This window comes from Burkholderia stagnalis, assembly GCF_039848545.1.
In the GTDB taxonomy this organism is placed as follows: domain Bacteria; phylum Pseudomonadota; class Gammaproteobacteria; order Burkholderiales; family Burkholderiaceae; genus Burkholderia; species Burkholderia stagnalis.
In genome coordinates this window covers 1,225,938-1,252,457 of sequence record NZ_CP156685.1, presented here as the reverse complement: position 1 = coordinate 1,252,457, position 26,520 = coordinate 1,225,938, and the positions used below count along the sequence as shown (strand labels likewise).

Sequence of the window (26,520 nt, the reverse complement as noted above, 5' to 3'; positions counted from 1 at the left end):
GCGCGCATACTCTGCGTCGACGGCCGGCCGCGCGCCGGCCGTCCTGATCGATCCCTTCGGAGGCCCGCGTTGGTACACGCAGAACTCGCAGGAAAACATCTCGTCCTCGGCCTGACGGGCGGCATCGCCTGCTACAAGATCGCCGAGCTCACCCGCCTGCTCACCAAGGCCGGCGCGACCGTGCAGGTCGCGATGACGGAAGCCGCGACCCAGTTCATCACGCCCGTCACGATGCAGGCGCTGTCCGGCCGGCCCGTCTACACGAGCCAGTGGGACGCGCGCATCGACAACAACATGGCGCACATCGACCTGTCGCGCGAAGCCGACGCGATCGTCATCGCGCCCGCGTCGACCGACTTCCTCGCGAAGCTCGCGCACGGGTTCGCGGACGACCTGCTGTCGACGCTGTGCGTCGCCCGCGATTGCCCGCTGCTCGTCGTGCCCGCGATGAACCGCCAGATGTGGCAGAACCCGGCCACGCAGCGCAACGTCGCGCAGCTGCGCGCCGACGGCGTGTCGGTGCTCGGCCCCGATTCGGGCGCGCAGGCGTGCGGCGAGATCGGCGACGGCCGCATGCTCGAGCCGGAAGCGATCTACGAGGCGATCGTCGCGCACTTCCAGCCGAAGCGGCTCGCGCACCGGCGCGTGCTGATCACGGCCGGCCCGACGTTCGAGCCGCTCGACCCCGTGCGCGGGCTGACCAACCGCTCGAGCGGCAAGATGGGCTTCGCGCTCGCGCGCGCGGCGCAGCAGGCCGGCGCGGAGGTGCACCTGATCGCCGGCCCGGTCGGCCTCGCGACGCCGTGGGGCGTCTACCGCGAGGACGTGCAGACCGCGCAGCAGATGTACGACGCGGTCATGAACGCGGTGCCCGACGCCGACATCTTCATCGCGGTAGCCGCGGTGGCCGACTGGCGCGCGGCGCAGCCGGCCGAGCACAAGATGAAGAAGACCGCCGACCGCAAGATGCCCGAGCTGACGTTCGTCGAGAACCCGGACATCCTCGCGACGGTCGCGGCTCTCCCCGATCCGCCGTTCTGCGTCGGCTTCGCGGCGGAAAGCGGCGATCTCGACGTGCACGGCGACGAGAAGCGCAAGCGCAAGAACGTGCCGCTGCTCGTCGGCAACCTCGGCCCGCAGACGTTCGGCCGCGACGACAACGAAGTTGCGCTGTTCGACGCGGCCGGCATCACGTGCCTGCCGCGCGCGCCGAAGGACGCACTCGCGCACGTGCTCGTCGACGAAATCGCGAAGCGCCTGCCCGACAACAGCCTGATCTGACCGCCTCATCCGACGCACGCGCGGCGGCCTGTGTGCCGCCGCGCCTTTTTCCCAGCGATTCGACGACCGAATGAAACTCGACCTGAAGATTCTCGACGCGCGCATGCGCGATTACCTGCCCGCCTACGCGACGACCGGCAGCGCGGGCCTCGACCTGCGTGCGTGCCTCGATGCGCCGCTCACGCTGAAACCGGGCGAGACCGCGCTCGTGCCGACCGGCCTCGCGATCCATCTCGCCGATCCGGGCTACGCGGCGCTGATCCTGCCGCGCTCGGGCCTCGGCCACAAGCACGGCATCGTGCTCGGCAACCTGGTCGGCCTGATCGACTCCGACTACCAGGGCCAGCTGATGATCTCGACGTGGAACCGCGGCCAGACGGAGTTCGTGCTGAACCCGTTCGAACGCCTCGCGCAGCTCGTGATCGTGCCGGTCGTGCAGGCGCAGTTCAACATCGTCGACGACTTCGCCGAAAGCGATCGCGGCGCGGGCGGCTTCGGCAGCACGGGCCGTCACTGAACGACGCAAGGGGCCTCGCGGCCCCTTTCTTTTTTCCGCTCGCCGTCACTCCCCGACGGGCTGCGCGATACGCGCGGGCGACAGGTCGCGCCGCCGCGCCTGTGTGACGCTCGCGTAGATCACCAGCGCGACCAGCACGCCCAGCAGCACGGCCGACGAACCGATCGTACCCAACGCGAGGCCGCCCTTCGCGGCCGGCTTCGTCAGTAGGTCGCCGACCGTCGCGCCGAACGGGCGCGTGAGCACGAACGCGGCCCAGAACAGGAACACGCCCGAGATTCGCGTGAAATAGTGCGCCAGCACGATCGCCACGAGCAGGCTGCCGATCAGCAGCGCGCCGCCCGCGAATCCGAGGCCCGAACTGTCTGCGAGGAAATCGCCGAGCGCGGTGCCGAGCGTGTTCGAGAACAGGATCGCGATCCAGTACAGCAACTCGACCTTGCGCGTCCGGATTTCGTCCACCGACAGCGATTCGCCCGTCAGGCGCCAGATCGCGAAGATGCCGAGCAGGATCGCGACGAGGATCGACGAGCCGGCCGCGTAGCCGAGGCCGAGCGTGCGGTCCATGAAATCGGACATCGTCGTGCCGGCCGTGCTCGTCGCGACGATCACCGCCCAGTAGATGGCCGGGCGATAGCCCGTGGTCCTGAGCTGCGCGCCGAGCGTGACGAGAAAGAAGCCGAACAGCAGGATCGAGCTGGCCGCGTAGCCGACGTTCAGCGTCATCGACAGCAGGTCGCCGCCGGTTTCGCCGAGCGTGGTCGCGCAGATCTTCATGATCCAGAACGCGAGCGTGATTTCGGGAAGTTTGTTCATTCGCACCCCTTTGCGGAAAGGCAGCGAGGCGGCGCGCCGCCTCGCGTGGCAGATGGGCTCGAATGTAGTCGTCGTCGGCTTAACGGAACCTTAGCAAACGTGAAAGACAGCGCGGTGGGGCGGCTGCCCCGTCAACGCGCGTGCTGGTGCCGATAGTGCAGCGCGTACGCGACCATCAGCAGCACGCCGAACGCGACGCCGACCACCATCGTCATCCGGAATTCGCGCGTGAATGCGGTCGTGAGCAGGATCGCCGCGACGAGCCCCGCGCCAAGCAGGCTGCCGAACGGGTGCCCCCACATGCGAAACGCGAGCGCGGGGCCGCGATACCGCGCACGGAAGCGCAGGTGCGTGACGAAGATCATCAGCCAGGTGAACAGCGCGCCGAACATCGCGATCGCCATCATCACGGTGAACGCCGTGTCGGGCGCCAGCGCAACCAGCACGGCCGCGACCGCGACGCCGCTCGTCGAGATCCACAGCGCCGCGCGCGGCACGCCGTTCGCGCCGAGCCGGCCGAACACGGCCGGCGCGAGCCGCGCGCGCGACAAGCTGAACATCATCCGCGTCGTCACGTAGAGCTGGCTGTTCATCGCGGACAGCGCCGCGATCAGCAGCACGAAGTTGATCACGCCCGCCGCATACGGCACGTGCGTCGCGGCCATCACCTTCACGAACGGGCTCTCGTCGGTGCCGGCCTGGGTCCACGGCACGATCGCGAGCATCAACGACAGCGTCAGCAGATAGAACAGCACGAGGCGGAACACCGTCGAGCGGAATGCGCGCGTGACCGCGTGCTGCGGATCGCGCGCTTCGCCCGCCGCGATCGCGACGGCCTCGATGCTCATGTAGCTGAAGATCGCGACGATCACCGCGACCCACGTTCCCCACGGCCCCTTCGGCAGGAAGCCCCCGTGCGCGGTGTAGTTCGCGAAACCGATCCCGGACGCGGCCGGCGCCGACCAGACGAGATACGCGCCGAGCACGATGAACACGACGATCGCCGCGATCTTCAGCAGCGAGAACGCGTATTCGACCGAGCCGTACAACGTGACGCTCGCGAGGTTCACGGCGATCAGCAGCGCGGAGAAGCCGATCACCCAGTACCAGCCGGGCACCGCCGGAAACCAGTACTTCATGAACACGGCGATCGCGCTGATCTCGGTGCCGATCGCGAACACCACCGCGAACCAGTACGCGTAGCGCACGAGGAAGCCCGCCAGCGGGCCGACGTAATGCTCCGCATACGCGCCGAACGAACCGGCCGTCGGGTGCGCGACGGTCATTTCCGCGAGCGCCCCCATCAGCAGCAGCGCGATCAGCGCACCGATCGCATACGAAACGAGCACGCTCGGGCCCGCGAGCCCGATCGCGAACCCGCTGCCGAGAAACAGCCCCGTGCCGATCGCGCCGCCGATCGCGATCATCGCCATCTGCCCCGACGACAGCGCGTGGCGCAACCCTTGCTCGCGCTCGACGATGCTGTCGAACGACCGTTGTTGTTGTGTCACAGCCTTGCCACTCCCCTGCACCACCATTGCGCGCCGCCGGCGCCGGATAAAACGAAACGGCGCGGAAAACTTCCCGCGCCGTTCGCATGAACCGCCGATTATCGCTTATTCGACTTCGACCGCCTCTTCGTTCGGCTTGTGCGGCGGATTCGCCAGCTTGTCGAACGACAGCTGCACCTTGTCGTTTTCGTCCACGTCGACCGTCACGTGACCGCCGTTCACCAGCTTGCCGAACAGCAATTCGTCCGCCAGCGCGCGACGGATCGTGTCCTGGATCAGCCGCTGCATCGGCCGCGCGCCCATCAGCGGGTCGAAGCCGTGCTTCGCGAGATGCTTGCGCAACGCGTCGGTGAAGAGCGCGTCGACCTTCTTCTCGTGCAGCTGTTCCTCGAGCTGGATCAGGAACTTGTCGACCACGCGCATGATGATTTCCTCATCGAGCGAGCGGAAGCTGATGATCGAGTCGAGACGGTTGCGGAACTCCGGCGTGAACAGGCGCTTGATGTCGACCATTTCGTCGCCGGTTTCGCGGCGCGTGGTGAAACCGATCGTCGCCTTCTGCATCGACTCGGCGCCCGCGTTCGTCGTCATGATGATGATGACGTTGCGGAAATCCGCCTTGCGGCCGTTGTTGTCCGTCAGCGTGCCGTGGTCCATCACCTGCAGCAGCACGTTGAAGATGTCCGGATGCGCCTTCTCGATCTCGTCGAGCAGCAGCACGCAGTGCGGCTTCTTCGTGACGGCTTCGGTCAGCAGGCCGCCCTGGTCGAACCCGACATAGCCCGGCGGCGCGCCGATCAGGCGGCTCACCGCGTGACGCTCCATGTACTCCGACATGTCGAAGCGAATCAGCTCGATGCCCAGCGTGAACGCGAGCTGGCGCGCCACTTCGGTCTTGCCGACGCCCGTCGGGCCGGAGAACAGGAACGCGCCGATCGGCTTGTCCATCTTGCCGAGGCCCGCGCGCGCCATCTTGATCGATGCCGCGAGCGCGTCGATCGCCGGATCCTGGCCGAACACGACGCTCTTCAGGTCGCGATCGAGCGTCTGCAGCTTGCTGCGGTCGTCCTGCGACACGCTCTGCGCCGGCACCCGCGCGATCTTCGAGATGATTTCCTCGATCTCGCTCTTGCCGATCGTCTTCTTCTGCTTCGACTTCGGCAGGATGCGCTGCGCGGCGCCCGCTTCATCGATCACGTCGATCGCCTTGTCCGGCAGGTGACGGTCGGTGATGAAGCGTGCCGACAGCTCCGCCGCGGCCGACAGCGCGCCCGACGAATACTTGACGCCGTGATGCTCCTCGAAGCGCGACTTCAGGCCGCGCAGGATCGCAACCGTCTGCTCGACGGTCGGCTCGGTCACGTCGACCTTCTGGAAGCGCCGCGACAACGCCGCATCCTTTTCGAAGATGCCGCGATATTCGGTGAACGTCGTCGCGCCAATGCACTTGAGCGTGCCCGACGACAGCGCCGGCTTCAGCAGGTTCGACGCATCGAGCGTGCCGCCCGACGCCGCGCCGGCGCCGATCAGCGTGTGGATCTCGTCGATGAACAGGATCGCGTGCGGGCGCTCCTTCAGTTCCTTCAGCACCGTCTTCAGACGCTGCTCGAAATCGCCGCGATACTTGGTGCCCGCCAGCAGCGCGCCCATGTCGAGCGAATAGACCTGCGCGTTCGCGAGGATGTCCGGCACCTCGCCGCGCGTGATGCGGTAGGCGAGGCCTTCCGCGATCGCGGTCTTGCCGACGCCGGCCTCGCCGACGAGCAGCGGATTGTTCTTGCGGCGGCGGCACAGCACCTGCACGACGCGCTCGACCTCGGACTCGCGCCCGATCAGCGGATCGATGCGGCCGTCCTTCGCCATCTGGTTCAGGTTCTGCGTGAACTGCGCGAGCGGGGTTTCCTTCTGCGCATTCGCGTCCTCGCTCTCGGCGTTCGCGTCGCTCGCCTTCGCGGCCTCGCCGCTGTTGGTCTTCGCGATGCCGTGCGAGATGAAGTTGACGACGTCGAGGCGCGTCACGCCCTGCTGCTGCAGGTAGTAGACCGCGTGGGAATCCTTCTCGCCGAAGATCGCGACCAGCACGTTCGCGCCGGTCACTTCCTTCTTGCCGTTTGACGTCGACTGGACGTGCATGATCGCGCGCTGGATCACGCGCTGGAAACCGAGCGTCGGCTGCGTGTCGACGTCGTCGGTGCCCGGAACGGTAGGCGTGTTGTCGTGGATGAAATTGCGCAGGTTCTGGCGCAGGTCCTCGATGTTCGCCGCGCAAGCGCGCAACACCTCGGCCGCCGTCGGATTATCCAGCAGGGCCAGCAGCAGATGCTCGACTGTTATGAACTCATGGCGCGCCTGGCGTGCTTCCATGAACGCCATGTGCAGGCTGACTTCCAATTCCTGGGCAATCATGCTTCCTCCATCACGCACTGCAGCGGATGCCCGGCCTGCCGCGCATGGGTAACGACTTGCTCAACCTTGGTCGACGCGATGTCCCGCGTGTAGACCCCACAAACCCCTCGCCCTTCGCGATGGACCTTCAGCATGATCTGCGTGGCCGTCTCGCGATCCTTCTTGAAATACTCCTGCACGACCATCACGACGAATTCCATCGGCGTGAAGTCGTCGTTGAGCAGCACCACCTTGTACATCGAAGGCGGCTTCAGCTTCTGCTGCTTGCGTTCCAGGACGGTACTGTCCTGCTTGTCCGGGATAATCGCCATACACCCATTCTAAACAACTCGGACAGGCCCGCAATCCTGCCATTACCCGACCGACCGGCCGGCGCCCTCCCCGGAACCCCGGAAACTCGCATGTGCTCTCGCGCCATACGAAAGCCGGCTGCGGTGCCGGCTTTCACGCGTGGCGCGGGACACGTTCCGTCACGGAGAATCGCACCGCGACGTCGCGTCCGCACCAGTATCCCACAAGCCGGGACGGCTCGAACGCGTGTCACTCGAGCCTGGTATATGAGCCGATTATGCGACTTTTCAAGTCTGCGCGCTTGCCGCGTTGCGATTCGGCAAAGCCGGAAAAACCCTGAAAATGGGTTCTTTACAACGTCCCCCTATACGTCTAAAAATTCACTTGACACTCCAATAAAGAGCGCCAACAATCAAGCTGGCACTTTTTTAGATTTGCCTGAACGGCGAAGCATGAAAGGCCGAGGTGAGCTTGTGAGGGGGGAACGGCTGCATTTTCCGGTCGTTTAGCTTTTCGAGCGTGCTCGTGGTAAGTAGCGACTGTGTGACAGGGGAAGTAGGTATGGCAACTGGTATTGTCAAATGGTTCAATGACGCGAAGGGCTTCGGTTTCATCACCCCCGACGAGGGCGGTGAGGATCTGTTCGCACACTTCTCGGCCATCAACATGCAGGGCTTCAAGACCCTGAAGGAAGGCCAGAAGGTCAGCTTCGAGGTCGTTCAAGGACCGAAAGGCAAGCAGGCTTCGAATATCCAAGCTGCCTGAGGGCAATGGATTTCGAATGAGGAAACCCGGCTAAATGCCGGGTTTTCTTTTTTGCAGTCGGCAAACGATCTTTCGATCGGCCGCTTCGATTGGCCGCTTCTTTCGTCCAATCGCAATACATGGCCGCAGATTGTATTGGCGAGCGTGCAGATAGGCATCGCACGCCCGCATGCCGCCGAATCGCGGAGGGCGCGTCACACGACTTTCAGCGTGCCCATCATGCCGAGATCCTCGTGCTCGAGGATGTGGCAATGAAACATGCGTTCGCCGCGCGTGTCCTGCGTGGTGACGAACGTGACGGTTTCCCCGCTGCGGACGTTCACGGTATCGCGCCATGCGCGGAACGGCTCCGGCGTGCGCGTGCCGTTCGACGCGCGCTCGATCACCTGGAACTGCGTGCCGTGCAGGTGGAACGGGTGATCCATGTCGGTCTCGTTGCGGATCGTCCAGCGCTCGACGTCGCCCGCGCGGCTCGTCAGCGTCGCACGGTGCGGCGCGTAGGTGTCGCCGTTGATCGTAAAGCGCATGCCCGCGGGCCGGCCGTGCGCCGGCGCCGCCATCATCGCGTCCATGTCCATTTCCTCGCCGAACGCGACCGTCTTGTCCGCGACCGGCTTGCCGAGCGCGGGCACCGCGCGCAACGTCGCGGGCACCGGGCGCGCGGCGGCCGGCGCAAAGGCGACATCGGCGAGCGGCAGCGCCGGGTCCGGCGGCAGGCTGCCGTGTCCGTCGTCCGACATCGCCATCTTGCGCCGGTCGTACTCGGCCGCGACCAGCACCGCGCGCGAGGCGCGGTCGCCCGCGCGCATCAGCAGCTCCGCACGCTCGCCCGGCGCGAGCAGCAGCGACGTGACGCGGCGCGGCGCCTCGAGCAGCCCGCCGTCGGTGCCGGCGTGCTCGAACGCGCGGCCGTCGTCGAACGCGAGCCGCAGATAGCGCGCACTGCACGCGTTCCACACACGCCAGCGCTCGTCGCCGGCCACGTCGATGCGCGGCCTGCGCGCACCGTTGACCAGCACGAACTGGCCTTCGCGGCCGTTCATCCAGTCCATCATGTCGTTCGGCGGAATCGTGCCGTCGCGCGCCAGCTTCAGGTCGGACACGAACAGGTTGCGCTCCGGCCAGCCGGCCAGCGGATCGTCCGCTGCGCGCACGACGAACGGCCCCGCGAGCCCGCGGAAGACCTGCTCGGCCGTCATCATGTGCGGATGCGGGTGGTACCAGTAGGTGCCCGCGCTGCCCTTCGGCAATGTGAAGCGATAGACGTGCGACGCGCCCGGCGCAACCGGGTCGGACGGGTTGCCGTCCTGGTCCGGCGGCACCGGCAGGCCGTGCCAGTGAATCGTCGACGGCTGCGGCAGCCGGTTCACGAACCGGATCTCGACCGTGTCGCCCTCGCGGACATCGATCAGCGGTCCGACGACCGGCCCCTGCGCACCGTCGCCGAACTGCCAGAACGTCGTCGGTCGCGCACCGCGCAGCAGCGGTCGCGCGACCGGCTGCGCGACGAGCGTCGCGCGGAACGTTCCGGGCTCGCGGCTTTCGTTCGCGAGCATGCGCAGCGGTGCGAGCGGCGCGCCGGCCGGCAGCGCGTCGGCGGCCGCGAGCGGCGCCGGACGCGCGGCCGATGCGTGCTTCCCGTGCTGTCCATGGGACATGCCGGCCATGCCGGGCATGTCGTCCATCTGCTCCATGCCGGCCATGCCCGCGTGCTGCGCCCATGCGCTGCGCGCGACCAGCGACGCGACGGCAACGCCGACAGCGCGCGACAGGAAGGTTCTGCGTATCATCAATCGTTCCTCGTTCTTGACGGTTTTTGTCCGGAAGGCCCTGCGAAGCGGGATTGCCGGTGGGCGGCGGGCCACGCCGGGCGGATGCGCCGCTCGCCTGGCTGGCGGCGGATAAGCGCGCATCCGCGCGCGCATCGCAGGCCGGCGTCACCCGGCTAGCGCCGACCCGATGATCAGGCGGCGCGCGGCGTCTTTCGACCGCACGCTTCTTCGAATAGAGCGACGACTCGAGGTCGGCGGCCCCCGCTGGTCGGGCGAACGCGCTCGAACACAGTCGAACGCATTGGCAGCGTAACCCGCAACATCATAACCGGACGTCTGTCCCGTAAATCGGTGGCTGCAGCCGGGCGGCCAAACGTCGCATGCGTGCCCAGGATCGATGCGAAGGTCCGCCCGCCTCCCCGTGCGGACCATTCGCCGTCGATCCGGCGACCGCTTCCCGCCCCGAACGACGAAAATCGCCGCATCCGCCGCGATCACACAGCACGTCCGTTGGCCGAACGCGCGTCGGCTTTCCGCTACCCGGTCAACCCAATCTCAAAAATTTCACGATGTGGAACAAGTCCCTGCCTTCTGAAAATTCGTGGTGCAGGGCACAAATTTTCTGTTTCGCGATGCCGAAAATCGTTCCGCAATACAAAACGACAGAAATAATCGATTGTTTTTAAAAGAGAATTTTTGTTTCGAGCAGCGCATCTAGGTGCACCATCCGACTGGGTCGCGGACGTAGACTTTGTTCCATGCACTGGCGACATGCAGCGCGGTTCGAAACGCACCGGCGACGAACCCGACGCAGCAGCCGCCAGACCAGAGCCTGCCGGACCGGCGGGCGGCGCCAGGAAATCGAATCGCGTGTAATCGGAAAGGGAGAACGGAAATGAAAGGATTTCGCTTTGGTTCAGCGCTCGGGTCGTTCTACATCCTGCCGGGCAACGGCGGCTGGGAAGCGACGTTCGGCAACGCACTGCTCGGCGCGTTCTCGAGCCCCGAGCATGCCGCGGACCACATCTCCCGCGGCGACTGCCCGCAACTGTCCGAACTGGACACGGCAACCCTCGAGGTGCCGCACGAAATCGCCGAATGGGAAATCGTCCACGTGTGAATGACGGCCCTGCAACGAAAAACGCCCCGCGCGTGCGGGGCGTTTTTCTTTTCGGGCGGCCGTGATGCCGTGCCGCGCGCGTCGTCAGGCGACGGCGTCGACGATGCCGTTCAGCGTCGCGCTCGGGCGCATCGCCTGGCTCGTCAGCTCGACGTTCGGGCGATAGTAGCCGCCGATGGCCACCGGCTTGCCCTGCGCCGCGCCCAGTTCCTCGAGGATGCGCGCCTCGCTGTCGCCCAGCGCCTTCGCGATGCCGGCGAACTGCGCCTGCAGCGCCGCGTCGTCGGTCTGGGCGGCGAGTGCCTGCGCCCAGTACAGGCACAGGTAGAAGTGGCTGCCACGGTTGTCGAGGCCACCGACCTTGCGCGCCGGCGACTTGTTCTCGTCGAGGAACTTGCCGGTCGCCTGGTCGAGCGTCTTCGCGAGCACGACCGCCTTCGGGTTCTGGTACGCGTGGCCGAGGTGCTCGAGCGACGCCGCGAGTGCGAGGAATTCGCCGAGCGAATCCCAGCGCAGGAAGCCCTCTTCGACGAACTGCTGCACGTGCTTCGGCGCGGAGCCGCCTGCGCCCGTCTCGAACATCCCGCCGCCCGCCATCAGCGGCACGATCGACAGCATCTTCGCGCTGGTGCCGAGTTCCATGATCGGGAACAGGTCGGTCAGGTAGTCACGCAGCACGTTGCCCGTCACCGAAATCGTGTCCTGGCCCGCGCGGATGCGCTCGAGCGAGAAACGAGTCGCGTCGACCGGCGTCATGATGCGGATGTCGAGGCCGTTCGTGTCGTGATCCTTCAGGTAGCGCTCGACCTTTGCAATCACCTGCGCGTCGTGCGCACGGGCCGGATCGAGCCAGAACACGGCCGGTGCGCCGGTCGCGCGCGCGCGGTTCACCGCGAGCTTGACCCAGTCCTGCACCGGTGCGTCCTTGGTCTGGCACATGCGCCAGATGTCGCCCGCCTCGACCGTGTGCTCGAGCAGCACGTTGCCCGCTTCGTCGGTGACGCGCACGACGCCGTCCGCCGGAATCTGGAACGTCTTGTCGTGCGAACCGTATTCTTCGGCCGCCTGCGCCATCAGGCCGACGTTCGGCACGCTGCCCATCGTGACCGGGTCGAATGCGCCGTGCTGCTTGCAATCCTCGATCACGGCCTGGTAGACGCCCGCGTAGCAGCGGTCCGGAATCACGGCCTTTGCGTCGTACAGTTCGCCGTCCGGGCCCCACATGCAGCCCGACTCGCGGATCATCGCCGGCATCGATGCGTCGACGATCACGTCGCTCGGCACGTGCAGGTTCGTGATGCCCTTGTCCGAGTTGACCATCGCGAGGCGCGGGCGCACCGCGTATTCGGCCTTGATGTCGGCTTCGATCGCTTCACGCGTGTCGGCCGGCAGGTCCTTCAGGCGCGCGTACAGGTCGCCGATGCCGTTGTTCGGGTTGAAGCCGGCCTGCGCGAGCACGTCCGCGTGCTTCGCGAGCGCGTCGCGGTAGAACACCGACACGAAATGGCCGAACAGGATCGGATCGGAGACCTTCATCATGGTCGCCTTCAGGTGCACCGAGAACAGCACGCCCTGCGCCTTCGCATCGGCGATCTGCGCTTCGATGAAGCTGCGCAGCGCGTTCTTGCTCATCACCGACGCGTCGATGATCTCGCCCGCCTTGACGGCCGTCTTTTCCTTCAGCACCTTCTTCGCGCCGTCGGTCGTCGTCAGCTCGATCTTCACGCTGCCGGCGTCGGCGATCAGCGCCGACTTCTCGCTGCCGTAGAAATCGCCCTCGCTCATGTGCGCGACGTGCGCCTTCGACGTGGCCTGCCATGCGCCCATCTTGTGCGGGTGCTTGCGTGCGTAGTTCTTGACCGACAGCGGCGCGCGGCGATCGGAGTTGCCTTCGCGCAGCACCGGGTTCACCGCGCTGCCCTTGATCTTGTCGTAGCGGGCCTTGACGGCCTTCTCTTCGTCGGTCGACGGCTCTTCCGGGTAGGCCGGCAGTGCGTAGCCCTGCGCCTGAAGTTCGGCGATCGCGGCCTTCAGCTGCGGCACCGATGCGCTGATGTTCGGCAGCTTGATGATGTTCGCTTCCGGCTTCAGCGTGAGCTGGCCCAGCTCGGCCAGATCGTCAGAACCCTTCTGCGCGGGCGGCAGGACGTCCGCGAACGCGGCGATGATGCGGCCGGCGAGCGAGATGTCGCGCGTCTCGACGGCGACGCCGGACGAGCGCGTGAAGGCCTTGACGATCGGCAGCAGCGAATAGGTCGCGAGCGCGGGCGCTTCGTCGGTGAGGGTGTAGATGATCTTGGGCGAAGTGGACATGGTCGATGCGTTGCTACGTGAATATTGGAACTGAAGATCGCCGGCGGTAACCGGCGGAGGGGCGACCGGATCGGTCGCGAATGGGCGCCGCGGCGGCTCAGCCGGGCGGCGGTGTTGCGAGGGCCGTCATGTTCTACCTTGCAGGGCATGCGGGCCGCATGCCGGACCGCCCTGCCAAACCTGCCATTCACAAAACGCCCCGGCGCCGGCAGTGGGCGCCGGGGCGGCCGGACCTGCGCCGGCCCGCCCCGCAAGGGGCTTACATGTTCTCGATCAGCACTTCACCGAAGCCCGAGCACGACACCTGCGTCGCGCCTTCCATCAGGCGCGCGAAGTCGTACGTGACGCGCTTCTGCAGGATCGACTTCTCCATCGCGGCGATGATCGTGTCCGCCGCTTCCGTCCAGCCGAGATGGCGCAGCATCATTTCCGCCGACAGGATCTCGGAACCCGGGTTCACGTAATCCTTGCCGGCGTACTTCGGCGCGGTGCCGTGGGTCGCCTCGAACATCGCGACCGAATCCGACAGGTTCGCGCCCGGCGCGATGCCGATGCCGCCGACCTGCGCGGCCAGCGCGTCGGAGATGTAGTCGCCGTTCAGGTTCAGCGTCGCGATCACGTCGTATTCGGCCGGGCGCAGCAGGATCTGCTGCAGGAACGCATCGGCGATCGAATCCTTGATGACGATCTCGTTGCCCGTCTTCGGGTTCTTCACGCGCATCCACGGGCCGCCGTCGATCAGCTCGCCGCCGAACTCCTTCTGCGCGAGCGCGTAGCCGGCGTCACGGAACAGGCCTTCCGTGAACTTCATGATGTTGCCCTTGTGCACCAGCGTGACCGACTTGCGGTCGTTGTCGATCGCATACTGGATCGCCTTGCGCACGAGACGCTCGGTGCCTTCGGTCGACACGGGCTTCACGCCGATCCCCGAGGTTTCCGGGAAGCGGATCTTCTTCACGCCCATCTCGTCCTGCAGGAACTGGATGACCTTCTTCGCCTGCTCGGAGCCCGCCGCCCATTCGATGCCCGCGTAGATGTCTTCCGAGTTCTCGCGGAAGATCACCATGTCGATCTTTTGCGGCTCGCGCACCGGCGACGGCACGCCCTTGAAGTACTGCACCGGGCGCAGGCACACGTAGAGGTCGAGTTCCTGGCGCAGCGCGACGTTCAGCGAGCGGATCCCGCCGCCGACCGGGGTCGTCAGCGGCCCCTTGATCGACACGACGTATTCCTTCAGCACCTGCAGCGTCTCGTCCGGCAGCCACACGTCGGGGCCGTAGACCTTGGTCGCCTTCTCGCCCGCGTAGATCTCCATCCAGTGGATCTTGCGCTTGCCCTTGTACGCCCGCTCGACCGCCGCATCGACGACCTTGATCATGACCGGGGTGATATCGAAGCCCGTACCGTCGCCTTCGATATAGGGAATGATCGGCTGCTCGGATACGTTGAGCGAGAAATCCTTGTTGACGGTGATCTTGTCACCGCCCTCCGGAACCTTGATGTGCTGATACGGCATGATCGACTCCAGTGACGTGGCTGAGCAGGTAATTCTGGTCGAAGCTGCGCGCGCACGGGAACGCGGTGACGCCACTCCCGTGAGGGCTACAGCGAGCCGCTATTCTAGCGCCCCAATCGGGGGCGGCGGCGCGAACCGCGGCGCTGCGTATCAAGTCTCCCCTTATGTCTTATATAAGACAGATGACTTGCCGTTCCGTATTATGCATTAAGATTCCGCCATTTGCCATAGACCGTCCGGCGCGCCCCCGGCCCGACGGGCACGCCCCAGCCGCCATGACCCTGATCGCCCTCAACAAGCCGTTCGGTACGATTTGCCAGTTTTCCGCGCACGAGTCGCGGCCGTCGCTCGGCGACTGGGTAAAAACGCCCGGCGTCTATGCGGCCGGCCGGCTCGACGCGGACAGCGAGGGGCTGCTGCTGCTCACCGACGACGGCGCGTTGCAGGCGCGCATCGCCGAGCCGCGCCACAAGCTCGTGAAGCGCTACTGGGCGCAGGTCGAGGGCGCGCCGGGCCCCGCCGACCTGAAGGCGCTCGCGCGCGGCATCGATCTCGGCGACTACGTGACGCGCCCGTGCCGCGCCGAATTCATCGAGCCGCCGCACGCGCTGTGGCCGCGCACCCCGCCGATCCGCTACCGGGCAGCGATCCCGACCACCTGGATCGAACTCGCGATCACCGAAGGCAAGAACCGCCAGGTGCGCCGGATGACCGCGGCGGTCGGCTTCCCGACCTTGCGCCTCGTGCGCGTCGGCATCGGTGCGCTGGACATATTCGCGCTCGGCATTGCGCCCGGAGAAACAATCGAGTTGCCGCCGCGTGCGCCCTGGGACGGTTTCGCGCGCATCGAATGACATTTGCGTGATGCGTGAATTTTTTCGTCAACCACCTGCGAAGATCGCGCGTTAAACCACGCAGATGCCATCCTGAGCTATCCGGCATTGGCGCCAGAATCGCGTTTGCGTCACGAAAGCGACGTTTTTCTCGAATACGATTCGGCGCCCGCAGCGCAATGAGAAATTTCTCGAAGCGTCTGTCAACCGAAAGGTGGATGGCACCGTTAGACGTCATGACTCCTATGCCGGGTCATTTGGTTAATTAACTAAAAGCTGAGGAACACAACATGAACAAACTGATCGCCGCTCTGGTCGCTGGCCTCTTCGCAACGGCAGCTTTCGCACAAGCTTCGGCACCGGCAGCTGCTCCGGCAGCTCCGGCAGCAGAAAAGGCAGAAGCTGCTTCGGCACCGGCGAAGAAGGCTGCTAAGAAGCACCACGCAAAGAAGCACCACGCTTCGAAGAAGGCTGCTGCTAGCGCCGCTGAAGCACCGGCTGCTGCTTCGAACTAAGCAGGCAAGCTGTAAAAATAACGCAGTCAAGAACACGTAGTTGCCGTTCTTACGGCGTTGAAAGGCAGGTCACCGCAAGGCGATCTGCCTTTTTCTTTTTTGCGCCCGCCGGCGCGCTTCGCGTACCATGCGGGTCTTGCTTTTCCGAAAGGAGCCCCGCTGTGCGATTCCCCCTGCGCTCGTCGTTCGGCCGCCTTGCGCGCGCCGCCATGTTTCCCGTCGCGTTCGCCGTCGCCGCGCTCGGCATGCAAGCCGCGCTCGCGCAGATGCCGCCCGGCGCCAAGCAGCCGAGCGAATTCCCGCACGTCAAGCTGCGCGCGGGCATGCACATGATCGACGCGGCCGTCGCCGCCAACGACGCCGATCGCGAACAGGGGCTGATGTACCGCTCGCAGCTCGCGCCGAACGAAGGGATGCTGTTCGTGTTCAACGAGAACGCCGTGCACTGCTTCTGGATGAAGAACACGCTGATCCCGCTGTCGATCGCGTTCATCCGCGCGGACGGCACGGTCACCGACATCGACGAGATGCAGGCCGAGACGACCAGCAACCACTGCCCGCGCAACAACGGCGTCTATGCGCTCGAGATGTCCAAGGGCTGGTTCGCGGCGAAGGGCATCAAGCCCGGCATGAAGATCGAAGGGCTGCCGAAGCCGCAGTGACGGCACCCGCCGCGGCGCGACGCCGCGCGTGCCCACCGGCCGGCCGCCTCGCGCGCCGGCTTTTTTTTCGTCCGCCGGCCGCGCGCGGACCTTGAATGCGCGCCGGTGGTCCGCATCTGCAAAAGCCACATACAAGCGCTATGCTTTAAATCTCGCTTGATCCACCCCGGGCCGGCGCAGCCGGCCGGATTTTGACCCGAACCACTGGAGGTTCACGTGCCCCGCAAAACCCCCATCGAGCGCTATCGCAACATCGGGATCAGCGCTCACATCGATGCCGGCAAAACCACGACTACCGAACGCATCCTGTTCTATACCGGCGTGAGCCACAAGATCGGCGAAGTGCACGACGGTGCGGCCACGATGGACTGGATGGAGCAGGAGCAGGAGCGCGGCATCACGATCACGTCGGCCGCGACGACCGCATTCTGGAAGGGCATGGCCGGCAATTATCCGGAACACCGGATCAACATCATCGACACCCCCGGGCACGTCGACTTCACGATCGAGGTCGAACGCTCGATGCGCGTGCTCGACGGCGCCTGCATGGTGTACGACTCGGTCGGCGGCGTGCAGCCGCAGTCCGAAACCGTGTGGCGCCAGGCGAACAAGTACAAGGTGCCGCGCATCGCGTTCGTCAACAAGATGGACCGCGTCGGCGCCGACTTCTTCCGCGTGCAGCGGCAGATCGGCGATCGCCTGAAGGGCGTCGCCGTGCCGATCCAGATTCCGATCGGCGCGGAGGATCATTTCCAGGGCGTCGTCGATCTCGTCAAGATGAAGGCGATTCTCTGGGACGACGAAAGCCAGGGCGTGAAGTTCACGTACGAGGACATCCCCGCGAACCTGGTCGAGCTCGCGCACGAATGGCGCGAGAAGATGGTCGAGGCCGCGGCCGAAGCCAGCGAGGAACTGCTCGAGAAGTATCTGCACGACCATGAATCGCTGACCGAGGACGAGATCAAGGCCGCGCTGCGCAAGCGCACGATCGCCAACGAGATCGTGCCGATGCTGTGCGGCAGCGCGTTCAAGAACAAGGGCGTGCAGGCGATGCTCGACGCGGTGATCGACTACCTGCCGTCGCCCGTCGACGTGCCCGCGATCCTCGGCCACACGCTCGACGACCAGCAAGCGGAACGTCATCCGAGCGACGACGAGCCGTTCTCCGCGCTCGCGTTCAAGATCATGACCGACCCGTTCGTCGGCCAGCTGATCTTCTTCCGCGTGTATTCGGGCGTCGTCGAATCGGGCAACACGGTGCTGAACCCGACCAAGGACAAGAAGGAACGGCTCGGCCGGATCCTGCAGATGCACGCGAACGAGCGCAAGGAAATCAAGGAAGTGCGCGCGGGCGACATCGCGGCCGCGGTCGGCCTGAAGGAAGCGACGACGGGCGACACGCTGTGCGATCCGGCCAAGCCGATCATCCTCGAGAAGATGGAGTTCCCGGAGCCCGTGATCTCGCAGGCGGTCGAGCCGAAGACCAAGGCCGACCAGGAGAAGATGGGCCTCGCGCTGAACCGCCTCGCGCAGGAAGATCCGTCGTTCCGCGTGCAGACCGACGAAGAGTCCGGCCAGACGATCATTTCGGGGATGGGCGAGCTCCACCTCGAAATCCTGGTCGACCGGATGAAGCGCGAGTTCGGCGTCGAGGCGACGGTCGGCAAGCCGCAGGTCGCGTATCGCGAAACGGTGCGCACGAAGGCAGAGGACGTCGAGGGCAAGTTCGTCAAGCAGTCGGGCGGCCGCGGCCAGTACGGCCACGCGGTGGTCACGCTCGAGCCGAACCCCGGCAAGGGCTACGAGTTCCTCGACGAGATCAAGGGCGGCGTGATTCCGCGCGAATTCATCCCGGCCGTCGACAAGGGCATCACCGAAACGCTGAAGAGCGGCGTGCTCGCGGGCTATCCGGTCGTCGACGTGAAGGTGCATCTGACCTTCGGCTCGTATCACGACGTCGACTCGAACGAAAACGCGTTCCGCATGGCCGGCTCGATGGCGTTCAAGGAAGCGATGCGCCGCGCGAAGCCGGTGCTGCTCGAGCCGATGATGGCGGTCGAGGTCGAGACGCCCGAGGATTTCATGGGCAACGTGATGGGCGACCTGTCGAGCCGGCGCGGCATCGTGCAGGGGATGGAGGACATCGCGGGCGGCGGCGGCAAGCTCGTGCGCGCTGAGGTGCCGCTCGCCGAGATGTTCGGCTATTCGACGTCGCTGCGTTCGGCGACGCAGGGCCGCGCGACCTACACGATGGAGTTCAAGCACTACGCCGAAACGCCGGCGAACGTGTCGGAAGCGGTGATCAACGCGAAGCGCGTCGATTCGAAGTAAGCGCCCGCCGCGCCAGCGGCATGCAGGGCCCGTCCGTTCGCGGACGGGCCTTTTTCATTGGCGCGCCGCATTTTTGACCGGACACCGCGATGTTTTTGCCCGTGCCACAATCCACGGCAATCCCTCATACGAATTCACGCCGATGCCGCCCGCCCCTTCCCTGCGCCGCCTGCTGATGCTCTACGCGGGGCTGCTCGCCGCCAACGCGGCCGTCTGGCTGTGGGCGTTCGCGGTGCTGCGCGACCGGCCGCTGCTGCTCGGCACGGCCGCGATCGCGTACGGGCTCGGGCTGCGTCATGCAGTCGACGCGGATCACATCGCCGCGATCGACGTCGCCACGCGCAAGCTGATGCAGGACGGCCAGCGCCCGCTGACGGTCGGCCTGTTCTTCTCGCTCGGCCATTCGACGATCGTGGTCGCCGCGACGCTCGGCGTCGCGCTGACCGCGTTCGCGTTGCGCGAGCGCTTCGATGCGTTTCGCGAGGTCGGCGGCACGATCGGCACCGCGGTGTCGGCCACCTTCCTGCTGGTGCTCGCCTGCGTGAACCTTGCGATCCTGCGCGACGTGTGGCGGCGCTACCGCGGCGGCCGGCCGGGCGACGCCGGCACCGCGCACACGCATCGGCGGGGCGGCGTCGTCGCGCGCCTGCTGCGGCCGCTGTTCCGGTTCGTCACGAAGAGCTGGCACATGTATCCGGTAGGCGTGCTGTTCGGCCTCGGTTTCGATACTGCAACCGAAATCGGCCTGCTCGCGATCGCCGCCGCGCAGGCGAGCCAGGGGCTGCCGCTCTACGCGATCCTGCTGTTCCCCGCGCTGTTCATGGCCGGCATGACGCTGATCGACTCGACCGACAACGTGCTGATGATCCACGCGTACGGCTGGGCGATGGACGATCCGCAGCGCAAGCTGCTCTACAACGCGAGCATCACGTTCGTGTCGGCGGCCGTCGCGCTGGCGATCGGCGGCATCGAGGCGGCCGGCCTGCTCGCCGACAAGCTCGCGCTGACGGGCCCCGTGCGCGACGCGCTCGATGCGCTCGGTGAACGGTTCGGTGCGCTCGGGTATGGCATCGTCGCGCTGTTCCTGATCTGCTGGATCGCATCGATCCTGTTCCATCGCTGGCAACGCGCGGCCGACGCGACGGCGCGCTGAGCATCGTTCAGACGTTTCATTTCGGAAACAAAACCCCCACCCGGACGTTTCATGCGCGGTTGCGCGGCATGCGGCCGCCTTGCGCCACGGGCGTAGGCGGCCGATGGCACGGATCTCGCAGTTAAGGCCTCGCACGGCGGGCCCGCGTGCCGATCCGCGTTCGCGGCTGGCTTGAAGCAGCACCAGTCCGGACGTCATCGGCCGCCGAAACGACAACGCATCTTTGCTGGCCCCCCTGCACTGCACGCATACAGCCGCGCGGCGACGAGGCATCGCGCGCATAGGGAGGCCAATGATGCATAAGACGAAACAGACGTCCCGCGCGGCGGGACGGCGCTATCGCGCAACCTTGCTGGCCGTGGCCGCGTTTGCGTGCTGCTGCTCGTATGCCGTCGCGCAGGACTCGGGGGCCGTCGGGCCGGTTGCCGCGCCGGCGGGCGGCGACACTGCCCTCACCGCGCCGTTGACGGTGGCGCAGAACGCGGCGCCCGAGACGTCCGCCAGTGCGGAAGCCATGATGATGCTGGCCGACGACGCATCGTCGTGCGCCGCCAATCCGGCTGCGTGCAGCGCGCGCGTGTATGCGGGCGGTGGCGTCGGCGGCAGCGGCGCCGGCGGTAGCGGCGCCGGCGGTAGCGCCGGTGGCGGCAGCACGGGCAGCGGGAGCGGCAGCAGCGGAAACAACGGAAACGGTGCCGTCGGGCCCGCGGGGGTCGGCGGAACCGCGGGCGCGACGTCCGGCGGAACGGGCGGCACGGGCCGCGGGGCCGGCAACGCCGCAGGCAGTGCAGCCGGCGACGGGGGGGCTGGTGGTGGGACTTCGGGTGGCGGCACCTCGGGTGGCGGTACCTCGGGTGGCGGTACCTCGGGTGGCGGTACCTCGGGTGGCGGTACCTCGGGTGGCGGCACCTCGGGTGGCGGTACCTCGGGTGGCGGTACCTCGGGTGGCGGTACCTCGGGTGGCGGTACCTCGGGTGGCGGTACCTCGGGTGGCGGTACCTCGGGTGGCGGGAGTTGTGGTTGCGGAGGCCATGGCGGACATGGTGGCCATGGCGGTGGGAATGGTGATGGAGGCAATGGCGGCGGTCACGGCAACGGGGGCGGCGGCAACGGCGGCGGTCACGGCAATGGTGGCGGCGGCGGTAACGGCGGTGGCAACGGCGGTGGCAACGGCGGTGGCAACGGCGGTGGCAACGGCGGTGGCAACGGCGGTGGTAACGGCGGTGGTAACGGCGGCGGCAATGGCGGTGGTCATGGCAACGGCGGCGGCGGCAATGGCGGTGGTCATGGCAACGGCGGTGGCGGTGGCGGCGGTGCTGGCGGCGGCGGCGGCGGCGGCGGCGGCGGTGGCGGTGGCGGTGGCGGCGGTGGCGGCGGTGGCGGCGGTGGCGGCGGTGGCGGCGGTGGCGGCGGCGGTGGCGGCGGCGGTGCTGGCGGTGGCGGTGCTGGCGGTGGCGGTGCTGGCGGTGGCGGTGCTGGCGGTGGCGGTGCTGGCGGCGGCGGTGCTGGCGGCGGTGCTGGCGGTGCTGGCGGTGCTGGCGGTGCTGGCGGCAACGGCGGCCACGGCAACGGCGGTCACGGTGCGGGCGGCAATGGCAACGGTGGCCACGGCAATGGCGGCGGCAACGGCAATGGCAACGGCAGTGGCGGCGCCGGCAATGGCGGCGCCAATGGTGTCGGCAACGGCGGTGGTAACGGCAATGGCAACGGCGGTGGCCATGGCAACGGCGGCAATGGCGGCAACGGCGGCAACCGCCGCTGACCCGACACGCTGCCCGGCCTGATGCCGTCAGAGCATTTCGAGCGCGCGTTTGCTGCGCGGCGGACGGAAGTACGCGTCAAGCTGCGCGCGCTCGTCATCGCTCAACACGAAATCGAGCGCGGCGCGGTTGTCGCGTACGTGCTCGATCCGCGCCGCCTTCGGGATCGCGAACACGCCTGGCTGCGCCAGCACCCACGCGAGCGCGACGCGCATCACCGACACGCCGCGCACCCGCGCGATCTCGTCGAGCGGCGAGCGCTTCGGCAGACGCGCATGATCGACCGGGCTGTACGCCATCGCGGGCATCCGGCGCGCCGCGAGCCACGGCAGCAGGTCGAATTCCGGCCCGCGCCGCGCGATGTTGTAGAGGATCTGGTTGGTCGCGCACGCCGCGCCGTCCGCTTCGTCGACGAGTTCCACCATGTCGGCCGTATCGAAATTGCTCACGCCCCAGTGGCGAATCTTGCCGGCCCGGCGCAACGCCTCGAAGCCTTCGACCGTCTCCGCGAGCGGCACCGAGCCGCGCCAGTGCAGCAGATAGAGATCGAGGCAGTCGGTACGCAAGCGCCGGAGGCTCGCCTCGCACGCCGCGACGACGCCGCGCCGGCTCGCATGATGCGGGTACACCTTGCTGACGAGAAACACGTCGTCGCGCAGGCCGTCGAGCGCTTCGCCGACGAGCGTCTCGGTCGCGCCCTCGCCATACATCTCGGCGGTATCGATCAGCGTCATGCCGAGCGAGACGCCTTCGCGCAGCGCGGCGATCTCGTCCGCGCGCCGCGCCGGACGCTCGCCCATCTCCCAGGTCCCCTGCCCCAGCTTCGGGATCGTCTCGCCGTCGGGCAGGACGACCGTGGCGATCGTATCTGTCATGTGTTCCTCGCTGCGAATGCGTGACCGCGCGCGGCGGCAGTGGTACGGAATGCGACGCATCAGTGTAGCGATTCGGCCCGGCGCGCGACTGTCATGCGGCAAAAACCGGCTATAACGGCGCCGCATGATGACTTAGAATGGCCGCACCCTGATCGATACCCATTCCATGAAGGCAACGACGGACGACCGCTGGCAGGACCTGCGCCCCGACCCGGACAACGATACCCCGCTCTATCTGCAGCTCGCCCGCAAGCTCGGCGACGCGATTCACGACAACCGCTGGACGGCCGGCGAGGCGCTGCCGTCCGAGCGCGTGCTGTCGGAGGCGCTCGGCGTGTCGCGCATCACCGCGCGCAAGGCGATCGCGCTCCTCGTCGAACAAGGGCTGATCCGGCGCACGCAAGGCGCGGGCAACTTCATCCAGCCGCGCTACGAGGATCCGCTGTCGCGCCTGTCGAGCTTCAGCGAAATGCTCGAACGCCGCGGTTTCAAGCCGAGTTCGCAGTGGCTCGCGCGCGAGATCCAGCCCGCGAGCCGTGATGAAGTGATCCAGCTCGGCCTGTCGCCGGCTGCGTCCGTTACACGATTGAAACGTCTGCGCCTCGCCGACGGCATCGTGATGGCCGTCGAGAACTCCACGCTGCCCGCGACGCTGCTCCCCGATCCGCAGGCGATCGGCGATTCGCTGTACAGCTACCTCGAAGCGCGCGGCACGCCGATCGTGCGCGCGCTGCAGCACTTCCGCGCGGTCAACGCGACCGACGAGATCGCGCTGCAGATGGGCATCGCGCCGCACGACGCGCTGCTGCTGATCACGCGGATCGGCTACACGGCCGACCAGCGCGCGATCGAGCTGACCGACACCTACTGCCGCAACGACTACTACGACTTCGTCGTCGAGCTGCGCAAGTAACGCGCAAGTAACACGCGATGACCGCGCGGGGCGCGGCAGGCGAGCCCGAACGCGCGCTACCCCTGCCCGTCCGAATCGATCCAGCACGGCGCGTCCGTGCCGAGCGGCACCGGCGGCAAAGCAAGGAACGGCGGGGTCGCCGACAGCCGTTCCGCCGGACGCACCGCATCGACGACGCCGAACGGCGACACAATCCGGTCGTACCGGTCGCGCATGTCGTCGGGCGCGATGTCGGGCGCGTGCGCGCCATCCGGCACGAGGCCGAACGATTGCAGCCAGCGGCCGGCCTGCGCGAGCGACAGCCGCACGTGCCAGCTGCCGCCTTCGCGCGCGCGGCGCGCCAGCGCGATCATCGCGCCGAACGCCGCGAGATAGCCGGTCGCGTGATCGAGCGCCTGGCACGGCAGGTGCCGCGGCGCGTCCGCGAGCACAGCCTGCCGCTCACGCCACGCGATCCCGCTCGCGGACTGCACGAGGCTGTCGAAGCCGCGCCGCTGCGCCCACGGCCCCGCATGCCCGTACGCGGAAATCGACACGCACACGATCCCCGGCCGCAGCGCGGCCAGCGCCTGCGGCGCGAAGCCGCGCGCCGCAAGCGCGCCGGGACGGTACGCCTGCACGAAGACATCCGCTTGCCGCACGAGCTGCCGCAGCGTGTCGACGCCCGCGGCCGTGCGCAGATCGAGCCACGCGGAGCGCTTGCCGCGCCCGTTGTCGATCACGAGCGGCGCGATGTTCGGCAGGTGCGGCCCATTGACGAGCAGCACCTGCGCGCCATGCGACGCGAGCGTGCGGCCGGCGACCGGGCCCGCGATGATGCGCGTGAGATCGAGCACGCGCACGCCCGCCAGCGGCCGGCGCGCGTCGTCGCCACCGATCGCCTGCACCGGCGCATCGCCGACGCGCTCGATCTCGAACAGCGGCAGCGCCGCCAGCGCGCGCGCCTGTTCGTGCGCGGCCCATTCGTCAGGTGTTCTGATCAGTGCCGCGCACAGGCCCGCGTCCGCGAGCTCGGTATCGAGCGTCGCGCCGTCGCGCGTGCGGATCGCCGCCGCGACCGATTCCCGCCGGTCGTCGCAGCCGAGCACCCGAAGCACGCCGCGCAGATGATGCGGAAAGTTCGCGTGCAACTGGATCCAGCGCGCATCGCGCGTCTCGTAGAAGCCCGTCACCGGATGGCGCAGCTCGGGCGGCGGCCCGCCGTCGACGCGCAGGTAGCGCTCGCTGCGAAACGCGACGAGCGCGTCGCGCACCGATACGTCGACGCGTTGCACGACGCCCGTGCGCAACCGGTGGCATTCGGCGGCGGCGAGCCCGGCCGCCGCGATCGACGCCGCGGCCAGCGTGCCGACATGGAACGCCGACGGCAGCGCCGGATCCTGCCCGTCGATCGCGACGCGCGCAAGTGCGCCGGGCTCGCCGTGCGCGAGCTGCCAGAGATGGGTCAATGCGAGTCGGGGCGTCATCGGCGCTCGCCACGAGATGGGCACATGGAATCGAGTCTAGAATTCGCGGCAGGCGCGATCAACCTCGATCGCGCGAATCCGGCCGTGACCGCCGGCCGAAGCGGGGCTGCGCGTCATGCGGCCCGACAGGAGCGATCCGCATGACGTCTCTTAGCGCCCCCGAAGCCGCCGACGTGCTCGGCGTCAGCGTGAGCACCCTCTATGCGTACGTGAGCCGCGGCCTGCTGCACTCGCTGCCCGACGGCGCGAGCAAGCGCCGCCGCTACGACGCCGACGAGGTACGCCTGCTCGCCCGCCGACGCGCCGACGCGAAACGCGCGGGCGGCGTCGCCGAACGCTCGCTCGACTGGGGCATGCCGGTGCTCGAATCGCGCATCACGCAGATTGCCGACGGGCGCCTCCTCTATCGGGGCGCCGACGCGATCGCGCTCGCCCGCGACGCGACGCTCGAAGCGGTCGCCGCGCGGCTCTGGGGCTGCCCGCCCGCGCGGCTCGCGGCCGGCGGCGTCGATGTCGTGCAATGGCACGACTGGGCGCAGCGCTGGGCGCATGTCGCGCCGCTCGAGCGCGCGCTCGTGCTGCTGCCCGCCGCGGCCGCGGCGCAGCCGCCCATCGCGTCGCACGATCGCGGCGCGCAACTTGATACCGCCGCACGGCTGCTGCGCGTCACGGCCGCCGCGCTCACGGGCATCACGCCCGGCCACGCGCCGCTGCACCGCCAGCTCGCCGCCGCGTGGCGGGTGCGCGGGCGCGCCGGGGCCGACCTGCTGCGCATGGCGCTCGTGCTGTGCGCGGACCACGAACTGAATTCGTCGACGTTCGCGGTGCGCTGCATCGCGTCGACCGGCAGCCCGCTGTTCGGCGCGATCGCGGGCGGGCTCGCGGCGCTGGCGGGCCCGCGCCACGGCGGCGAAACGTTCCGGGCCGGCCTGCTGCTCGACGAGGCGGCCCGCGCCGCCGATCCCGGCCGCTATCTCGCATCGCGCCTCGCGCACGACGAGCGCGAAGCCGGCGGCCGCACGGCACTCGCCGGCTTCGGCCATCCGCTGTACCCGAACGGCGACCCGCGCGCGCAGGCGCTGCTCGACGCGCTGCACGCCGCGGCGCCGGATCGCCCCGCGCTGCGCGCGGCGCGCGCGCTCGCCGCACGCGTCGAAGCCGACAGCGGGCTGAGGCCGGCGATCGACTACGCGCTCGCGGTGCTGGAACGCACGCTCGCGCTGCCGGACGGCGCCGCGTTCATGCTGTTCGCGGCCGGGCGCACGGCCGGCTGGATCGCGCATGCGCTCGAACAGTACGCCGACGGCAAGCTGATCCGGCCCCGCGCCCGCTACGTCGGCAGCGACGCGTCGGCCTGACGGCCGCGCCCGAGCCACCCGGCCAGCCGCTGTCGCAGCGCGGCGGCAAGCGACGCCGCGTGCGCATCCGGACGGCTCAGCGCGAAGCGCGCGCCGGGCGGCCCGGCGCTGAGCCAGACCCGCGCGCCGGGCGCAAGCGTCAGCACGTCGCCGGGCCGCAGCCAGTGGTCGGCCGGCTCGCCCTCGATCGTCAGCCACAGTTCGCCGTCCGTCACGCGCAGCAGGGTACGGCGCACCGGGCGCCACCGCCCGGCGGGCTCGTCGGCATCCAGTTCGTAGAGTCGCAGTTCACGCATGGCGCCCTCCCGGTCGTCGCGCTTGTCCACACCCGTCCAGTATCCGGACA

General features: G+C 67.8%; 23 protein-coding genes. 12 read left to right on the top strand and 11 right to left on the bottom strand.

All coding sequences use genetic code 11. The features are described from left to right. Positions 1-69 precede the first annotated feature (69 nt). The gene (gene coaBC, locus ABFO07_RS05950; RefSeq protein ID WP_059891885.1) at positions 70-1,281 is read left to right on the top strand and encodes a bifunctional phosphopantothenoylcysteine decarboxylase/phosphopantothenate--cysteine ligase CoaBC; all 1,212 of its coding nucleotides are present in this window, start codon (positions 70-72) and stop codon (positions 1,279-1,281) included. 70 nt (positions 1,282-1,351) lie between these two features. After that, entirely contained in the window at positions 1,352-1,798 is a 447-nt protein-coding gene (dut, locus tag ABFO07_RS05945) for a dUTP diphosphatase (protein ID WP_059810695.1), read from the top strand. Positions 1,799-1,843: 45 nt separating this feature from the next. Here dut and ABFO07_RS05940 read toward each other — a convergent pair whose 3' ends face one another. The 4 genes from ABFO07_RS05940 to clpS form a co-directional block, all read right to left on the bottom strand. Next, positions 1,844-2,614, bottom strand: coding sequence for a COG4705 family protein (locus ABFO07_RS05940; RefSeq protein WP_060028199.1), 771 nt, complete (start codon positions 2,612-2,614; stop codon positions 1,844-1,846). A 131-nt stretch (positions 2,615-2,745) separates the two neighbouring features. Continuing rightward, positions 2,746-4,125 carry an amino acid permease gene (locus ABFO07_RS05935; protein WP_059810758.1) on the bottom strand — a complete coding sequence of 460 codons (1,380 nt, stop codon included), beginning with the start codon at positions 4,123-4,125 and terminating at the stop codon, positions 2,746-2,748. Positions 4,126-4,230: 105 nt separating this feature from the next. Further along, positions 4,231-6,531: an ATP-dependent Clp protease ATP-binding subunit ClpA gene (gene clpA / locus ABFO07_RS05930; protein WP_059559394.1), complete on the bottom strand. Its 2,301-nt coding sequence runs from the start codon at positions 6,529-6,531 to the stop codon at positions 4,231-4,233. Further along, positions 6,528-6,842, bottom strand: a complete 315-nt coding sequence (gene clpS / locus ABFO07_RS05925) for an ATP-dependent Clp protease adapter ClpS (RefSeq protein WP_006398529.1) — start codon at positions 6,840-6,842, stop codon at positions 6,528-6,530. The genes clpA and clpS overlap by 4 nt, the downstream gene beginning before the upstream one ends. Before the next feature lie 541 nt (positions 6,843-7,383). Between clpS and ABFO07_RS05920 the strand changes: the two genes are divergently transcribed. Continuing rightward, positions 7,384-7,587, top strand: a complete 204-nt coding sequence (locus ABFO07_RS05920; protein ID WP_004196460.1) for a cold-shock protein — start codon at positions 7,384-7,386, stop codon at positions 7,585-7,587. 194 nt (positions 7,588-7,781) lie between these two features. Here ABFO07_RS05920 and ABFO07_RS05915 read toward each other — a convergent pair whose 3' ends face one another. Beyond that, on the bottom strand, positions 7,782-9,377 hold the full coding sequence (locus ABFO07_RS05915; protein WP_060017559.1) for a multicopper oxidase family protein: 1,596 nt from the start codon (positions 9,375-9,377) through the stop codon (positions 7,782-7,784). An 877-nt stretch (positions 9,378-10,254) separates the two neighbouring features. Here ABFO07_RS05915 and ABFO07_RS05910 point away from each other — a divergent pair. Then, positions 10,255-10,479: a hypothetical protein gene (locus ABFO07_RS05910; protein WP_059559403.1), complete on the top strand. Its 225-nt coding sequence runs from the start codon at positions 10,255-10,257 to the stop codon at positions 10,477-10,479. A gap of 84 nt (positions 10,480-10,563) precedes the next feature. Here the strand turns inward: ABFO07_RS05910 and ABFO07_RS05905 are convergent, their stop codons facing one another. Together ABFO07_RS05905 and icd are read right to left on the bottom strand one after the other, a co-directional pair. Further along, the gene (locus ABFO07_RS05905) at positions 10,564-12,792 is read right to left on the bottom strand and encodes an NADP-dependent isocitrate dehydrogenase (RefSeq protein WP_059884014.1); all 2,229 of its coding nucleotides are present in this window, start codon (positions 12,790-12,792) and stop codon (positions 10,564-10,566) included. A 259-nt stretch (positions 12,793-13,051) separates the two neighbouring features. Further along, positions 13,052-14,308 carry an NADP-dependent isocitrate dehydrogenase gene (gene icd / locus ABFO07_RS05900; RefSeq protein WP_059884015.1) on the bottom strand — a complete coding sequence of 419 codons (1,257 nt, stop codon included), beginning with the start codon at positions 14,306-14,308 and terminating at the stop codon, positions 13,052-13,054. Positions 14,309-14,583: 275 nt separating this feature from the next. On the opposite strand from icd, the gene ABFO07_RS05895 reads away from it, so the two are divergent. The 5 genes from ABFO07_RS05895 (at position 14,584) to ABFO07_RS05875 (ending at position 19,802) form a co-directional block, all read left to right on the top strand. Beyond that, positions 14,584-15,162 carry a pseudouridine synthase gene (locus tag ABFO07_RS05895; protein WP_060149691.1) on the top strand — a complete coding sequence of 193 codons (579 nt, stop codon included), beginning with the start codon at positions 14,584-14,586 and terminating at the stop codon, positions 15,160-15,162. A 269-nt stretch (positions 15,163-15,431) separates the two neighbouring features. Continuing rightward, entirely contained in the window at positions 15,432-15,656 is a 225-nt protein-coding gene (locus ABFO07_RS05890; protein ID WP_071733224.1) for a hypothetical protein, read from the top strand. A gap of 161 nt (positions 15,657-15,817) precedes the next feature. Beyond that, positions 15,818-16,318, top strand: coding sequence for a DUF192 domain-containing protein (locus tag ABFO07_RS05885; protein ID WP_059559419.1), 501 nt, complete (start codon positions 15,818-15,820; stop codon positions 16,316-16,318). Between the two features lie 216 nt (positions 16,319-16,534). Beyond that, positions 16,535-18,649, top strand: a complete 2,115-nt coding sequence (gene fusA, locus ABFO07_RS05880; protein ID WP_059559422.1) for an elongation factor G — start codon at positions 16,535-16,537, stop codon at positions 18,647-18,649. Between the two features lie 142 nt (positions 18,650-18,791). Continuing rightward, positions 18,792-19,802 carry a HoxN/HupN/NixA family nickel/cobalt transporter gene (locus ABFO07_RS05875; RefSeq protein ID WP_059884018.1) on the top strand — a complete coding sequence of 337 codons (1,011 nt, stop codon included), beginning with the start codon at positions 18,792-18,794 and terminating at the stop codon, positions 19,800-19,802. 336 nt (positions 19,803-20,138) lie between these two features. On the opposite strand, the gene ABFO07_RS34685 is transcribed toward ABFO07_RS05875, so the two are convergent. Beyond that, on the bottom strand, positions 20,139-20,486 hold the full coding sequence (locus tag ABFO07_RS34685) for a hypothetical protein (protein WP_430733050.1): 348 nt from the start codon (positions 20,484-20,486) through the stop codon (positions 20,139-20,141). A 347-nt stretch (positions 20,487-20,833) separates the two neighbouring features. On the opposite strand from ABFO07_RS34685, the gene ABFO07_RS34680 reads away from it, so the two are divergent. After that, positions 20,834-21,586 (top strand): hypothetical protein, encoded by a 753-nt coding sequence (locus ABFO07_RS34680; protein ID WP_430733049.1) that lies wholly within the window; start codon positions 20,834-20,836, stop codon positions 21,584-21,586. Between the two features lie 5 nt (positions 21,587-21,591). Here the strand turns inward: ABFO07_RS34680 and ABFO07_RS05865 are convergent, their stop codons facing one another. Continuing rightward, complete coding sequence (locus ABFO07_RS05865) at positions 21,592-22,437, bottom strand: aldo/keto reductase (RefSeq protein ID WP_347468545.1); 846 nt, start codon at positions 22,435-22,437, stop codon at positions 21,592-21,594. Between the two features lie 166 nt (positions 22,438-22,603). On the opposite strand from ABFO07_RS05865, the gene ABFO07_RS05860 reads away from it, so the two are divergent. Next, entirely contained in the window at positions 22,604-23,350 is a 747-nt protein-coding gene (locus ABFO07_RS05860) for a GntR family transcriptional regulator (protein ID WP_059909042.1), read from the top strand. 56 nt (positions 23,351-23,406) lie between these two features. Here ABFO07_RS05860 and ABFO07_RS05855 read toward each other — a convergent pair whose 3' ends face one another. Next, on the bottom strand, positions 23,407-24,816 hold the full coding sequence (locus tag ABFO07_RS05855; RefSeq protein ID WP_347468544.1) for a CoA transferase: 1,410 nt from the start codon (positions 24,814-24,816) through the stop codon (positions 23,407-23,409). A gap of 140 nt (positions 24,817-24,956) precedes the next feature. On the opposite strand from ABFO07_RS05855, the gene ABFO07_RS05850 reads away from it, so the two are divergent. Next, positions 24,957-26,174 (top strand): citrate/2-methylcitrate synthase, encoded by a 1,218-nt coding sequence (locus ABFO07_RS05850; protein WP_347468542.1) that lies wholly within the window; start codon positions 24,957-24,959, stop codon positions 26,172-26,174. On the opposite strand, the gene ABFO07_RS05845 is transcribed toward ABFO07_RS05850, so the two are convergent. Continuing rightward, positions 26,147-26,470: a DUF2917 domain-containing protein gene (locus ABFO07_RS05845; RefSeq protein WP_059987884.1), complete on the bottom strand. Its 324-nt coding sequence runs from the start codon at positions 26,468-26,470 to the stop codon at positions 26,147-26,149. The two genes, ABFO07_RS05850 and ABFO07_RS05845, sit on opposite strands and share 28 nt — an antisense overlap. Positions 26,471-26,520 lie beyond the last annotated feature (50 nt).

What these genes read in the sequence shown, in the direction of transcription:
- ABFO07_RS05940 (WP_060028199.1), bottom strand. Translation starts at nt 2,614, where the DNA reads ATGAACAAACTTCCCGAAATCACGCTCGCGTTCTGGATCATGAAGATC.
- ABFO07_RS05905 (WP_059884014.1), bottom strand. Translation starts at nt 12,792, where the DNA reads ATGTCCACTTCGCCCAAGATCATCTACACCCTCACCGACGAAGCGCCC.
- ABFO07_RS05875 (WP_059884018.1), top strand. Translation starts at nt 18,792, where the DNA reads ATGCCGCCCGCCCCTTCCCTGCGCCGCCTGCTGATGCTCTACGCGGGG.
- ABFO07_RS05860 (WP_059909042.1), top strand. Translation starts at nt 22,604, where the DNA reads ATGAAGGCAACGACGGACGACCGCTGGCAGGACCTGCGCCCCGACCCG.
- ABFO07_RS05915 (WP_060017559.1), bottom strand. Translation starts at nt 9,377, where the DNA reads ATGATACGCAGAACCTTCCTGTCGCGCGCTGTCGGCGTTGCCGTCGCG.
- clpA (WP_059559394.1), bottom strand. Translation starts at nt 6,531, where the DNA reads ATGATTGCCCAGGAATTGGAAGTCAGCCTGCACATGGCGTTCATGGAA.
- ABFO07_RS05845 (WP_059987884.1), bottom strand. Translation starts at nt 26,470, where the DNA reads ATGCGTGAACTGCGACTCTACGAACTGGATGCCGACGAGCCCGCCGGG.
- ABFO07_RS34680 (WP_430733049.1), top strand. Translation starts at nt 20,834, where the DNA reads ATGGCGGACATGGTGGCCATGGCGGTGGGAATGGTGATGGAGGCAATG.
- ABFO07_RS05855 (WP_347468544.1), bottom strand. Translation starts at nt 24,816, where the DNA reads ATGACGCCCCGACTCGCATTGACCCATCTCTGGCAGCTCGCGCACGGC.
- clpS (WP_006398529.1), bottom strand. Translation starts at nt 6,842, where the DNA reads ATGGCGATTATCCCGGACAAGCAGGACAGTACCGTCCTGGAACGCAAG.
- dut (WP_059810695.1), top strand. Translation starts at nt 1,352, where the DNA reads ATGAAACTCGACCTGAAGATTCTCGACGCGCGCATGCGCGATTACCTG.
- ABFO07_RS05865 (WP_347468545.1), bottom strand. Translation starts at nt 22,437, where the DNA reads ATGACAGATACGATCGCCACGGTCGTCCTGCCCGACGGCGAGACGATC.
- ABFO07_RS05890 (WP_071733224.1), top strand. Translation starts at nt 15,432, where the DNA reads ATGAACAAACTGATCGCCGCTCTGGTCGCTGGCCTCTTCGCAACGGCA.
- icd (WP_059884015.1), bottom strand. Translation starts at nt 14,308, where the DNA reads ATGCCGTATCAGCACATCAAGGTTCCGGAGGGCGGTGACAAGATCACC.
- ABFO07_RS05920 (WP_004196460.1), top strand. Translation starts at nt 7,384, where the DNA reads ATGGCAACTGGTATTGTCAAATGGTTCAATGACGCGAAGGGCTTCGGT.
- ABFO07_RS05895 (WP_060149691.1), top strand. Translation starts at nt 14,584, where the DNA reads ATGACCCTGATCGCCCTCAACAAGCCGTTCGGTACGATTTGCCAGTTT.
- ABFO07_RS05910 (WP_059559403.1), top strand. Translation starts at nt 10,255, where the DNA reads ATGAAAGGATTTCGCTTTGGTTCAGCGCTCGGGTCGTTCTACATCCTG.
- ABFO07_RS05850 (WP_347468542.1), top strand. Translation starts at nt 24,957, where the DNA reads ATGACGTCTCTTAGCGCCCCCGAAGCCGCCGACGTGCTCGGCGTCAGC.